This window comes from Flavobacterium sp. UGB4466, from assembly GCF_903469665.1.
GTDB classification, from domain to species: Bacteria; Bacteroidota; Bacteroidia; order Flavobacteriales; family Flavobacteriaceae; genus Flavobacterium; species Flavobacterium lipolyticum.
This window is the reverse complement of record NZ_CAGKLC010000106.1, coordinates 1-13,595: the sequence shown is the minus strand read 5'-3', so window position 1 is coordinate 13,595 and position 13,595 is coordinate 1. Positions and strand designations below refer to the sequence as shown.

The window sequence follows — 13,595 nt, the reverse complement described above, 5'->3', positions numbered from 1 at the left end:
AGATTATACAAGGGATTGTAAAATTCTCACAAATAATATTATCTGTTTTTTTTGTTACAATAATTTTTTTGTTATAAAATTGCATTATAATTAACCAAAACAAATTTTTTATAACAAAAACCCAAGTTATTATGAAAAAAATCATTGTTACTGCATTTACAGCATTAGTGCTGTTTTCTTGCCAAAACGACCAATCAGAATCTGCGGATTCAAAAGTTGAAGCTATTGCACATCGCGGATGCGCAAGTCAGGAAGTTTTAGAAGCTCAACTGAAAGCTGATCCAACCTTAGCAATCAGAATGAACGAAATCAATGCATTTACCGAAAATGCCATCTTGACAAAACGTCTTGTAAACGGTAAAATTGAAATTCCGGTCGTAGTTAATGTTCTTTACAGAACTGCAGCAGAAAACATTTCTAATGCGCAAATTCAAACGCAAATTGATGTCTTAAATAAAGATTTCAATGCCTTAAATTCAGATTACAATAGTGTACCAGCTCTTTTTTCTGGTGTAAAAGCAAATGTTGGAATTACATTCGTTTTAGATCAGGTAATTAGAAAATCGACTACCAAAACTTCATGGGGAACAAATGACGCCATGAAAAAAACAGCTCAGGGTGGTATTGCACCAACTTCACCAACTACAAAACTTAACTTTTGGTCTTGCACAATTGGTGGCGGAATCTTAGGTTATGCTCAATTTCCTGGAGGAGCTTCTGCTACAGACGGTGTTGTAGTTGACCCTAAATATGTTGGTCTTTCCGGAGCTGCAAATGCACCGTTTAACTTAGGAAGAACAGCTACTCACGAAGTAGGCCACTGGATGAACTTACGTCACATCTGGGGAGATGCAACTTGTGGAAGCGATTTAGTATCAGATACTCCTACACACAACACAGCAAACTATGGTGTACCAGCTTATCCTCACTATAGCACTTGTTCAGGAACTCCTGTTGAAATGACGATGAACTACATGGATTACGTTGATGACAACGCAATGTATATGTTCTCTCAAGGACAAAAAAGCAGAATGGCTGCGATATTTGTTACCGGAGGTCCAAGAGCTTCTTTTGGAATCTAATACAAAACAAGTATAAAAGACAAACTGAAAAGCGGGATGGCAACATCCCGCTTTTTTTGTTTACTATAAAATTTCAAAAGCTTTTTCCTATATTTATCATCTAAAATCGAATCATGATAACATCGAAAACAATATCTAACGGAATTTTAAGAGCTCTAACAACAATCCTAATTGTCGCAGCTGTCCTATATTTTCTATACCAAATCCAGACCGTAATTGTCTATCTGTGCATTTCGCTGTTATTGTGTTTAATTGCCAATCCGTTAATCCAATTTTTAAAGAATAAACTAAAGTTCAGTAATTCACTGGCCGCCACTACAGCGCTAATCTTATTCATACTTGCAATTGTTGGTTTTATTCTATTGTTTGTACCATTAATCATTTCGCAAGCCAACAATTTATCATTACTCGATACTCAAACTCTGCAACAGCAATTTCTCGAAACAGAACGCAGTATTGAAAATTACTTTAATATACAGCATCTGGATCTCAATAAGGTTTTAAAAGAATCCAAAATCACATCCATAATCGATTTCAGTTACTTTACTGGTTTCCTGAATTCAATTATAGGCTTCATGGCCAATATGGGAATGGGATTGGTATCTGTATTTTTTATTACCTTTTTCTTTATCAAAGATCAGGATGCCTTTAAAGTTAGTGCCCGAAAAATTCTTCCTGACACCAATGAAGACAAAATCTTAAATTCAATAACCAAAATAAACCATTTTCTGACCCGCTATTTTGTTGGGCTTTTACTGCAGTTAACGGTTGTATTCATCCTGTATTTAATTGTTTTAATGATTTTTGGAAATAAAAATGCCTTTGTTATTGCTTTTTTATGTGCCATTTTGAATATTATTCCCTACATAGGACCAATTATAGGAACCATACTGGCAGGGCTTTTAACCATGATTAGTATGATCGGAAGTGATTTTCAATCTGAAATACTACCTAAAACAATCTATGTGCTTATAGGTTTCCTACTGGTTCAGGCTATTGATAACAACATCAGTCAGCCCATAATCTCATCAAAAAGCGTAAATTCGCACCCGTTAGAAATATTCCTGATTACTTTAATCAGTGGAATTACTTTTGGAATTGTTGGGATGATTATTGCTATTCCGGCCTTTACTATGGTGAAAGTAATTTTAAAGGAATTTTTTCCTGACAACAAAATTGTCTCTGTATTAACCGAAAGAATTTAACATTGAATATTGCTATTTTAGCCCCAAACATTCAGGAATTCATAACTCAAAATAGTGGTGTCCCGATTACAAAATTAGCGCTTCAGAAAAATCCATTTCCTGAAATAGACTGGATTGTAATTTTAAATCAGATTGAAGCAAAATCGAAAGCAAAAGACAAGTTGCCAACCTGGTTTGCTGCCGAAAATATTATTTATCCCTCTAAAATATCGGTTGAACAAACTTCATCCGAAAGAACTGCCGCTTATAAAGCAACTTTACTTTCCGGAGAGAGTTTAATTGATCTTACAGGAGGTTTTGGTGTCGATGATTACTATTTCTCTCAAAAATTCAAAAACATAGCGCATTGCGAAATCAATAAAGATTTATCGGAAATTGTGAAACATAATTTCAAACAGCTTAAAGTCGAAAACTGTACTTTTTATGCTGATGATTCTACTTCAGTTTTAAATCAATCCAATAAAAAATGGGATTGGATTTATATTGATCCGTCCCGCAGAAACGACGCTAAAGGTAAAGTTTTTATGCTGAAAGACTGCTTACCCAATGTTCCTGATTTGCTAAATTTTTACTTTGAGAAAACAGATTCCATACTGATAAAAACAGCTCCGCTATTAGATCTTTCTGCAGGATTATCCGAACTACAGTTTGTTAAAAACATACATATTATTGCCCTTGAAAACGAAGTAAAAGAATTGCTTTTTGAGATTCGTAAAAATTATTCCGGCGCAATCACTATAAAAACGGCCAATATTCTAAAAGATAAAATCGAGACTTTTGATTTTATTTTAGGAAATGAAATTAATCTTCCTTCTTACGAGCTTCCTCAAAAATACGTTTACGAGCCCAACTCGTCTATTATGAAATCAGGAGGATTCGATGAAGTAAGTACTATTTTTAAGATCAACAAACTTCATAAACATTCCCATCTCTATACCTCAGAAGCTTTAATCGAGTTTCCGGGACGACGTTTTGAAATCGAAAAAACAATCTCCTACAGTAAGAATGAGATGAAAATTGAACTTGCCAATCAGCAGGCCAATATCACAACGCGAAACTTTCCGGACACAGTAGAAAACATTCGAAAAAAATGGAAAATAAAAAACGGCGGAAATTTGTATTGTTTTTTTACAACGGATAAAAATGATAACAAAATAGTTTTAATTTGCAGAAAAATAACTTAAAAATGAAACAACTAATTACACTAACCTTTTTTTTACTAACCTTTACCGCCTTTGCACAAAAACCATGTGAATACAGTGCGAATGTAACTGACTCCCTAGGGACTTATAAAGTAACAAACGACTACATGGTCAGCGAAAAATACTTTGGAGGCACTTTTAATTATGTCTTTTTCGCGCTCGCACAAACTGACGGTCTACCGACCTTAAATTTACAACTTATCCAAAAAAGTAAAGATTTTATAAAAGCCAACTGCTTTGATAAAAATTCAAAAGTTTTTTTACAATTAGAAAACGGAAAAATCGTAACATTAATTCATATCGACAAAGAAAGTTGTGGTACACTTATTCATGATGAAAAAGGATTTGACAATCGTATCAATACCGGTATTTTTATGTTCATGAAAGAAGGTTTTGAAGAGCTCAAAAAATCCCCTATTTCAATTATGCGAATAAAGTATCTGACCAATATAGAAGATTACATTGTAAAAAGAGAATTAACCTCTGAACTGAATGGTAAAGTTTACCATCCGAATACTTACTTCATGGAAAACATAAGATGTGTTGAATAATTAATCGCATTTCCACTTTTGGTTCGAGACTTTATCCTTTAGACCTGTCTTTAAATTATAATGCCACCACTCCGAATCAAAAGAATTGAATCCGTTTTTGATCATCACTCTTTTTAAATATTTTCGATTTGCTTTGACTGACACTGGAAATTTTTTATAATTATGACTGGCCTCAATGCCAAAAAAATCAAAATTAGTACCCATTTCCAGCTCCTCTCCCTTCGCATTTACTAAAGTTATATCAACGGCTCCTCCTTTATTATGGATGGAGCCTTTTTTTGGATCTGCCACATACTCCGGATTCGATACAATCTCCCACATCTTTTTCTGAATCGATAATGGCCTGTAACAATCGAAAAGTTTTATCTTACACCCATCTTTCATAAAATCTTTATTCGCCGCTATCAGCGCTTTTACCGTTTTATAACGCAACAAACATTCGGCACAATCATAGACTTTAGCCTTCAAAAAATTATCTTCTGTAGCATATTTCATATCATAAACGAAATCACTACTGTAATCTTTTAAATTCACAAAAGTGGTGTCGGCAATTTCTTCGTTATCCTCAGATGAATAGGATTCATTTTGAGCATTTGAAGAAAGTCCATAAAAGAAAAGGCCAAACAGAAAAAATAAAGTATGAGCGGAAGAAGAACTTAATTTCATGATAAATATATATTGAAAGAAGTAAATATAAACAAATCCACGTAAGCTAATCCAATCAAACTTCTAAATCTAACCTGTCTGCATGATATTTTCCTTTGCTCCCTTGCCTTTTAGCTCTCTAAAAACTAACCAGACAGCATGATAAGACGGGCGTTGCTATTTTTCCAGAACAGATATTGCCCGAAATTCTTATAACAAAATTCAACAAAATCATAAATCATTATTAATTAATCATTTACACTCTTTTTTCTTCAATATAAAAAAATGTCCGTCTCCTATTTATTCGATTAACTCAACTATTAACCTTTGGGGCGGTAAAAAAACATATTGGAAAGCTTAAAATTCTTATATTTACTTTTTACCTAGCCGAGTAACACTATGGACACAATTGATTCCCCTGTTATGCTAGTTCATAATAAGCAGTCAAGATGGAGAAATATACAGCAGAAACCACACCCTTAACACTAGACGGACATCTAACATGGGATAGTAAACTAAAAAAAGCCGATTTATTACCGGATCCCCAATCCCGTTTAGATTCTGTTTACATGAAAGAAAGACCCCTTTCTGATTCCAGCATTCCATTTAGAGATCAAACAGATGTTTCCAGTAAGAAAAAAAGCATTAGCCAACTTATCGATAAACTCGATGTCGAAACCAATATTAGATATCAAAGGACAGTAGAAGATACCTACTGTAATGTTTACTCTTATGATTATTGCTATTTCAGCGGCGTTTATCTCCCAACTGTTTGGTGGACTGAAGAAGCACTCGAAAAAATAGTGCAAGGAAAGGAAGTGGAAGCTGTTTTTGAGCAAACCGTTGAACGCATTTACTCCAGTGCTATACACGATTGGTTTCTAAAATGGGGTCCTCAATTTGGCTGGGAAAGAATGTTTACTCCCGATGAAATTCAAAACAAAGTAAATACCAATGGTGGAATAGGAATAATTTGTGCCAAAAGAAGAGAAAAAGGACTATCTGGTCATATCGTTCCCGTTGTTCCTGAAACAAATTTAAATCTGGCCTATCGAGAGAATGGCGTAGTCCTATATCCCCTGCAATCACAGGCAGGAAAACTTAATTATAATTATTTTTCAGAAGTTAGAAAAGACTGGTGGAATGACGAATTATACTCCTCCTACGTATTTTATTACCATGAATAAATAAAAAGAATACCTTCAATTCTCCGCATAACCAAACATTACTGATTTACAACCTTTTAACGGTTTGGAAATAACATAATAAAGAACTACTTTCGCAACCTGAAAAAAACAGAAATCGCAAGAGTTGTAATTCGGCTATACGCTTACTTAAACAATTGATAAAAAGATAATTAACAAGAATAATAATTTTATACCCTCATTATAAAATTATTTAATCAATTTTTCAATCGATACAAGTACACAACTTCCCAGACTACTATTAATTCATACCATTTTACAAACAAAACAAAGCTTTTTTAAGAGATGCAAGCCATTAGGTCTTATCTGTTAAAAGATCTTACGACTCAGAATTTCAGTAGATGAACTTCTTAGTTTAGCATAAAAATAAACACTTTAAAACAACCTTAAAAAAGAAAATTAGTATAAATGAAAGACAATCAGACAAAAAAATATTTTTGGGGAATTGGATTAGAAAACGAAACCTACATGCAATTTGAAGAATCCCTAATAGTTTCTGGTGAATTTATACAAAAAAAAATTGGGTTTGAAAAATACAGCATTGACTATCGAAAATGCTACAAACCAGAAAGTTTGGCACCTGTACTTAAAAAAGCTTTTGACACAAACGAGAGCTATAAAGTGAGCAGAATGATGAACAGTCATTCGCTGGAAAAACTGGATATAAACTATCAGCACAAAACATTATCCCCCGTAAAATCATTGGTTCCTACTACCGAATCCGCTGAAGCAAATACACAACCACTTGAAAATCCGGAATATCTTGGAAAATCCATTATGGAACTTTTCCTTGAAGATCAACCATACAATATTCAAAGCATGATTACCCAAAGAAACAAAACGATGGGATCTGTTCATTTCGATGGTGATTCTATAGAATTTGTAACTAAATATTTTGAAAATCGAACAATAGCTGATTCATGCAAAGAATTAAAGGCAACCAAAAAGTTATTTCTTGATAAAATTAATGACTCAGCAATACTTAATGGTAAATTAAATTTTCCGGATTACAACAATGGCCTTAACATGTTTATGACCAACCAGGAAAATCTTGTTTTGTTTAATAACGGAACATATCATTTTCACATTACTTTACCCTCGCTAACAAAAGACAGCCGGATTCTCGATTATAGTGATTTTAATAAAACACATGCCAATGCTATTTATTTATTGCAATGGTTCGAGCCTTTTTTTATCGCCACCCTTGGAAGTCCTGATATTATGGGAGTGATAAGCAACACCTATAGTTTGGACAAGAAATTTACTCTAGGTTCTATGAGAAATGCCATGTCACGCTACATCGGTGTAGGAACTTTTAATAAAGCAATGCCTAAAGGCAAAATTCTAACCTATAAAGTGGATGACTTTAGAAAATTGCTAAAATTCAAAAAAGAAGATAATATTTGGTGGCGCGACCAGATTGAGACAGAAATGGAGTACGAATTACTTTCTGAAGTGGGTCTGGATTTTAATCAGGAGAAAATGTACCAAAGCGGTTTTGAATTCAGAAGTTTTGACGAATTTCCGGCAGAATACTTAAATGATGTTCTTTTTTCGATTATTCTAATTTGCGAACATTCCTTAAATCTACCTGACGTTCAATGGGGACATGATAGTAAGGTTTGGAACAATTTAGTATTCAAAACCTTAAAAACTGGCTACCTGACCGAAATCACTGAGACTGAAAAAGACACAATCCTAACCTTATTGCAATTACTAAATCCATCAGATAGTAATTATAATGAACTAAAATCCGAATTTGAAGGCATTGTTATACTGGATCAGTTTTTCTTTAAGATTTTGGCTGTTTTACACGATAAATATAAAGACAATAACGTCTGCTTGGATCTTATGTACGGAAAAAAAACAAGTTCACCTCCGAAATGGAATAACTTTAATAAATATCAAACCGAAAAACATCTGCAACAAATAGGAGTGTTTATTGAGAATTAAAAGAAGCATTCTTAAAATACTATCAAACTTTATACAACTTTAGCTTTTGTATAAAGTTTGATTTTTTTAGCTGCAAGATTCGATATGTTAGTCAACAATTACTGATTTCATAAAAGAATACTCTTCAAAACCTTTAGCTATTCTATTTCCAAACAAAGTAGGATCATTCATCCTAGCTAAACCCTTTTTTACTTCTCCTGGTCTATTCTCGATTCGATTATTGCCAGTGGCTTAATCTGGTGAGATTAGCACTGTCGCGATCTCTTGTTATTCTCTACTAGATTTACTTTATTACAATGGCTGAACCCATTGCTAATGTTTATCTCCACTTAGCTTAGTTTTTCAAAATTACCAACTTTTAAACCTGATCCATTTTTTGTATCAATCCCGAACTATGTAGTTGAAACTGATATAAACAAAAAAAGCCACTCGATTTGAGTAGCTTTTTGCGAACGCACAAGCATTCGAATTAACATAAACCCTTAAAAAAAGGGTAAAATTCATTTAAAATCTTTTAATTAAATCGATATTTTAGCAGTTTTGCTTAAAAAATTAATCCTCTGCTTTCTTCAAATTGTCATCCGGAATTCGATCAATCAAATAATTGTAGGGATCAATACCAGCTTCAAAAGGTTTCTCTTTAGTCCTAAAAACATAAACATTGTCTTTTTTTGTTATTTTCAATCTTTTGTAAACCAAAACTTTTCCTAAACCAGAATCATTTTTTGGTTCTGCAAAAACGGCAATATCAATATAATCCGCAACCGGTACCTGAGTTTCTTTTCCAAGTGCATCCGATCTTAATTTTTCTGAAGACGTTTTTAAAGTGATTTCGTACTCAGCCCCTACTTTTTTATACTTGGCTTCAAGCATTCGATTCGAAAATAAGGTAATGTTTTCGAACATATCCGAAATTAAATATTGCAAACTATCGGGAGTTACTTTTCGCAATTCACTTACGGCATCTATCGAAGTTGGGAACGGCGGGTTTTTATAAGCATAAGCATCAACCAAATTTTTCAGCGCTTGATTTACTTTTTTCTCCCCAATCATTTCTTTCAAATAATACATAACGACACTTGCTTTTTGATAGTGAATGTATTGTTGATGCTCGGTTTTCATCAAAGGCTGTTCTCCTTCAAGTTCAGAGCTTCGACCGCTTAAATAACGATCCATTTCATACTTCAGGAACTTTTTCATTTTGTCTTTCCCATATTCTTTTTCCATAACCATCAAGGCAGAATATTGTGCGAAACCTTCGCTAAACATTTCACTTCCCTGCATATTGGCTCCGCAAACCTGATGTGCCCAATACTGATGCCCCATTTCGTGTGCCGTGACATAATAAACCTGATCGATATCATCTTTATTTACTTCGCGTAAATCCACAATAAAACCGATCCCCTCACTAAAAGGCATAGTACCCGGGAAAGCTTGTGCAAAACTTTGATATCTTGGAAACTCGATAATTCTGCATTGTTTATGGTAGTAAGGCCCAAAGTTCTTCGTATAGTATTCTAATGATTTTTGCATGCTTTTGAGCATATTCGGAACGTTATAGGCATGTTCCTTATCATAATAAACTTCCAAATCAACGCCATTCCATTTTTTGCGCACTACTTCATATTTTGCAGAAATAAAGGAATAAAAATTCAATGATTTTTGATCCAATTTATAAGTGAAATACTTTCTTCCGTTGGCTTCCCAGGTTTTTAATAATGATCCCGGAGCAATAGCCGTTTGATCTGGTGATGTGCTTATCGTAGTATTCACTTCAACCCAATCCGAATCATTTCCGAGGTAGGTGTTGGCTCTGGCCGAAAGATTTCCCTCATCCAGTTTTGGCATTCTGTCTCTCTTTGGTAATTTCAGTTTGATTCGTTTGTTTTTATCTGAAATCTCCACGTCACTATTATATCCGAAAGAAGGTAAAATATCTGAATTATTGAAAAAGGTTCCGTTTTGTGTCAGTTGTGTAAAACTAACTTCGTTTTCGAATCCTTTTGTCCATTTCTTTACATCGATGTTAATCCTAATGGAATCATTTGGCAATAAAGGTTTATCTAATTCATAAATCTGATACTCTAAACGGGAATCTTTTAGCTTCAATTTTGCTCCGGCAATACTAATTTTTAAACTATCAGATAATTGTGGCAACGTGAAATGGAGCTCTCGTATCGATACATTAGATTTGTTTTTTGCCCAAGCTTCTATTTTTGCAGTCATGTTCCGTTGTTCGGGCATGAGGTCAATCGTGTAATTGAATTTATAAAAACGAGGTTGTACCAAATTTTCAAATTTTTTATACTTTTTCTCATACTCCACTTGTTTGTTCTCCTGTTCTTTTGAAGAATCATAAGTGTTTAAAACTTTGGTATTGTAATAAACAAAACTACCGCAAAGTCCAAATGCAATCAAACTAATGGCTATCGAAATCTTATTTTTTCTAAGCTGTACTTTTGCATTTACCCATCTGTATTTAAATTGCTGCTCTTTACCACGAATGTAAAATACCGTAATGACAAAACACAAGATCAAACAAAACAATACCCAATATATGTTGAACCAAATGGTAGAGGAAACAAAAGGTCCAAACCCATTCATGTCCGAGTAAGTAATGGCTGGTGTGTTACCAAAATTCAACATATTGGTATTGATTTCGAGCAATCCCCAGATGAAATTATTAACGATAACAAAAGTGACGAAAGCAAAATAAGCGATATAGCGGTTATTGATTAAATAATGAAATAACAGAGAGATTACCGCCATAAAAGAATAACTCAGCAAAGACACCAACATTATTGATTTAAAATAAACATCCAATTTGTAATTGTAATACCCATGAGCTGTTTGTGAAATAATCCCAACAACTATTGTTAAGCCAAAAACAATGGCTAAAGCAATAATAAGAGCTGCCAATTTGGAGGAGAATAAAGTACCCGTTCTGATGGGGGTTGCATCCTGAATTTCATTGATTTTGGCATCGCGTTCTTTCCACACTAAAACGCCGGTATAAAAAGTAATAAATCCAATCATAAAAATACCAAAGGCACCTCTTATAGTGTCGATTACATCATAAGTAACAGGATACTGAGCAATTCCGTAACGGCCTGTAAAACTCGTAAGACTTGCAATCAGATTAATCATTCCAATGGAAATAATGATAATAAAAGTCGGATTTTTGATAATGGATTTAGTTTCAAATTTTACCAAATTCCAAAAGGTACTTATCGAAAAAACATCGGCTTTTGTTGTTTCAAATACCTTATTTGAAACAACAAAAGGAACTTCAGATACTTTTGTTGTTTTACTTTCTTTACTTTTTTCTTTTTTAGCATTAAAAGAAAATTTAAAATAAACTGCCACTAAAATAATCAAACTTACTCCTATCCAGAGCAAACGATTGGTTAATAAATCGCCATGCAAGGAGACTGCGTTTAAGTTTTTTTCAGCAACAGTGGCATATTTGGTCATAATCTTAAACGGACGAAGCCCAAAAGGGTCGAGCAAATTGGCTAACCATTCTTTATGAATATCTTTAGTAAATCCGGAAGAGACTACATAAAATACCAAAATAAGCATAGCCCCTATGAAGGATACAATATTGCTTCTAAAAATAATCGCTAAAGCAAATAGTAATACACCTGAAATAATGACATTTGGAATTCCGAAAACCAAAAGACCTTGCAAGTGTCCGGACCAAATGATTTCGCCAAACCTTTCCGTCGGACACATATTAAAAATGGGAGCTAATATTGGGGCAATCAGGGCACCAAGAGAAATACCCAGTAAAGGAATTACCGAAACAATCGATGCTCCAATAAATTTTCCGAAATAATAGTCCCTCTTTTTGATCGGGGAGGAGAATATAAATTGATACATTCCACTTTGAAAATCACGGTTAGCCGTGGCATTCATAAAAGCTGTGGTCATCAATAAACAAATCACTGAAAGTATGCCGTAGAATTGTTCTACTACAAAAGGTGCATTTTTGTGTATATTACCAATGCTTTCGCCAATGGTAACCTGCTCTGATCCTACCGCAAAAAAAACGATCAGGGTATTAATGAATAAAAAGATCCATATCATTGGTGTTTGCAACCAATATTTTAATTCATATCGTATAAATTTCCACATAATTTTTTGTTTAAAAAGGGATAAAAGATTGACGTTTTTCAATACTGAGGGGCTACCAGACTAACTTTCTATAATCCTGGTAGTCCACCATTTTTTTCTTAAACTAATTCGTTTAATTTCGCGAAAAACACATCTTCGAGATTTTCCTCTGCCGGACTGAATCCGTTGTTCAAATTTGTATTCGAAAAAACGTGAATCAAAGGTTGTCCGCCAACTAATTTATTCGAAATGACTTTGTAGTCTTTTTGGTATTCAGGTAATTCCAGTTTGGTTACTTTTTTCTCCCAAACTTTACTTTTCACTTGCAATAAAGCATCATCAGTATTCCCGCTAAATAAAACTCTTCCTTGGTTCATTATCGCCATTTCTGTGCAAAGTTCACGAACATCCTGAACAATATGAGTAGAAAGGATAACCACAGTATTTTCACCAATTTCACTCAAGATATTATAAAAACGATTTCTCTCGCCAGGATCCAATCCTGCAGTAGGCTCATCTACAATAACCAACTGTGGATTACCTATTAAACATTGTGCAATCCCAAAACGCTGGCGCATCCCTCCACTGTAACTGCTCACAGCATTTTTTCGATGTTCCCACAGATTGACTTTGACCAGTAATTGTTCTATGATTTGTTTACGATCAGACTTTTTATCAAATCCTTTCAGCAACGCTAAATGATCCAGAAGTTCCACCGCTGAAGTTCTTGGATATACGCCAAATTCCTGTGGCAAATAACCCAGAACTTTACGAACCGCTTCTTTGTTGTTCAGTACGTCAATGTCTCCAAGAGTAACTGAACCGCTGTCAACATCCTGCAAAGTAGCCAGTGTTCGCATCAAAGAAGATTTTCCGGCTCCATTTGGTCCAAGTAACCCAAACATTCCTTTTTTAATATGAAGTGACACATCATTCAGTGCATGCACGCCATTACTGTACTTTTTGTCCAGGTTTTTAATGATTAATTCCATTGGTAAATTTATTTTTTTGGTTGATAATAAACACGTAAGACGTTAGTTAGACTCATTTGTTACAGTTTTGATGCAAGATTCATTTTTGGTTTGGAATAATCCCAGTTTTATTTCCCTCACAATGGTTTACCCTTCTCGGAACCTTGCAATTCGCAACAAATATGATTTAACAAGAATTCACCTGTAATTAATTGTAATAATTGAAGCATCTGATGTAATAAATGAAGGGCATGATGCAATAAATGCTTGCACATTTTTGATCTGCTCTCTCCTACCGAGCTATATCCCTAAAATCCATACAAAATAAAAGGCCACCCCAATTAAGTAAACATACCCCAAAAAGTTAGACACTATTTGGAGCATGTTCAAATTGAGTGGCTTTTTGTAAACGCAGAAGGATTCGAACCTTCGACCGTCCCGATAAAAATCGGGATGCACTATCCGCCTGAGCTATCCACGAAAACTATATAAAACAAAAAAACCACTCGATTAGAGTGGCTTTTTGTGAACGCAGAAGGATTCGAACCTTCGACCGTCCCGATAAAATCGGGATGCACTATCAGGCTCAGCTATCCACGAAAACTATATAAAACAAAAAAACCACTCGATTAGAGTGGCTTTTTGTGAACGCAGAAGGATTCGAA

The 13,595-nt window shown here is 34.2% G+C and carries 9 protein-coding genes and 1 tRNA gene; 6 read left to right on the top strand and 4 right to left on the bottom strand.

Going from position 1 to position 13,595, the window contains the following annotated elements:
- Positions 1-131 precede the first annotated feature (131 nt).
- The 4 genes from JO950_RS18650 (at position 132) to JO950_RS18635 (ending at position 4,040) form a co-directional block, all read left to right on the top strand.
- Positions 132-1,082 carry a zinc metalloprotease gene (locus JO950_RS18650; RefSeq protein ID WP_202703988.1) on the top strand — a complete coding sequence of 317 codons (951 nt, stop codon included), beginning with the start codon at positions 132-134 and terminating at the stop codon, positions 1,080-1,082.
- A gap of 113 nt (positions 1,083-1,195) precedes the next feature.
- Positions 1,196-2,287, top strand: coding sequence for an AI-2E family transporter (locus JO950_RS18645; RefSeq protein WP_202703987.1), 1,092 nt, complete (start codon positions 1,196-1,198; stop codon positions 2,285-2,287).
- A gap of 2 nt (positions 2,288-2,289) precedes the next feature.
- Complete coding sequence (locus JO950_RS18640; RefSeq protein WP_202703986.1) at positions 2,290-3,471, top strand: class I SAM-dependent methyltransferase; 1,182 nt, start codon at positions 2,290-2,292, stop codon at positions 3,469-3,471.
- A gap of 2 nt (positions 3,472-3,473) precedes the next feature.
- Positions 3,474-4,040, top strand: a complete 567-nt coding sequence (locus tag JO950_RS18635) for a hypothetical protein (RefSeq protein WP_202703985.1) — start codon at positions 3,474-3,476, stop codon at positions 4,038-4,040.
- On the opposite strand, the gene JO950_RS18630 is transcribed toward JO950_RS18635, so the two are convergent.
- Positions 4,041-4,706 (bottom strand): M15 family metallopeptidase, encoded by a 666-nt coding sequence (locus tag JO950_RS18630; RefSeq protein WP_202703984.1) that lies wholly within the window; start codon positions 4,704-4,706, stop codon positions 4,041-4,043.
- A gap of 428 nt (positions 4,707-5,134) precedes the next feature.
- Here JO950_RS18630 and JO950_RS18625 point away from each other — a divergent pair, with 428 nt between their 5' ends.
- Both JO950_RS18625 and JO950_RS18620 read left to right on the top strand, forming a co-directional pair.
- The gene (locus JO950_RS18625; RefSeq protein ID WP_202703983.1) at positions 5,135-5,872 is read left to right on the top strand and encodes a hypothetical protein; all 738 of its coding nucleotides are present in this window, start codon (positions 5,135-5,137) and stop codon (positions 5,870-5,872) included.
- A gap of 426 nt (positions 5,873-6,298) precedes the next feature.
- Positions 6,299-7,843 (top strand): hypothetical protein, encoded by a 1,545-nt coding sequence (locus JO950_RS18620; RefSeq protein ID WP_202703982.1) that lies wholly within the window; start codon positions 6,299-6,301, stop codon positions 7,841-7,843.
- 552 nt (positions 7,844-8,395) lie between these two features.
- Here JO950_RS18620 and JO950_RS18615 read toward each other — a convergent pair.
- The 3 genes from JO950_RS18615 to JO950_RS18605 form a co-directional block, all read right to left on the bottom strand.
- Positions 8,396-11,980 (bottom strand): M1 family aminopeptidase, encoded by a 3,585-nt coding sequence (locus JO950_RS18615; RefSeq protein ID WP_202703981.1) that lies wholly within the window; start codon positions 11,978-11,980, stop codon positions 8,396-8,398.
- Positions 11,981-12,078: 98 nt separating this feature from the next.
- Positions 12,079-12,951 (bottom strand): ABC transporter ATP-binding protein, encoded by an 873-nt coding sequence (locus tag JO950_RS18610; RefSeq protein WP_202703980.1) that lies wholly within the window; start codon positions 12,949-12,951, stop codon positions 12,079-12,081.
- A 505-nt stretch (positions 12,952-13,456) separates the two neighbouring features.
- A tRNA-Lys gene (locus tag JO950_RS18605) sits at positions 13,457-13,526 on the bottom strand.
- Positions 13,527-13,595: the final 69 nt, after the last annotated feature.

Excerpts from the sequence above, each read along its gene's own strand:
- JO950_RS18650 (WP_202703988.1), top strand. The coding sequence starts at position 132 with ATGAAAAAAATCATTGTTACTGCATTTACAGCATTAGTGCTGTTTTCT.
- JO950_RS18645 (WP_202703987.1), top strand. The coding sequence starts at position 1,196 with ATGATAACATCGAAAACAATATCTAACGGAATTTTAAGAGCTCTAACA.
- JO950_RS18635 (WP_202703985.1), top strand. The coding sequence starts at position 3,474 with ATGAAACAACTAATTACACTAACCTTTTTTTTACTAACCTTTACCGCC.
- JO950_RS18630 (WP_202703984.1), bottom strand. The coding sequence starts at position 4,706 with ATGAAATTAAGTTCTTCTTCCGCTCATACTTTATTTTTTCTGTTTGGC.
- JO950_RS18625 (WP_202703983.1), top strand. The coding sequence starts at position 5,135 with ATGGAGAAATATACAGCAGAAACCACACCCTTAACACTAGACGGACAT.
- JO950_RS18620 (WP_202703982.1), top strand. The coding sequence starts at position 6,299 with ATGAAAGACAATCAGACAAAAAAATATTTTTGGGGAATTGGATTAGAA.
- JO950_RS18615 (WP_202703981.1), bottom strand. The coding sequence starts at position 11,980 with ATGTGGAAATTTATACGATATGAATTAAAATATTGGTTGCAAACACCA.
- JO950_RS18610 (WP_202703980.1), bottom strand. The coding sequence starts at position 12,951 with ATGGAATTAATCATTAAAAACCTGGACAAAAAGTACAGTAATGGCGTG.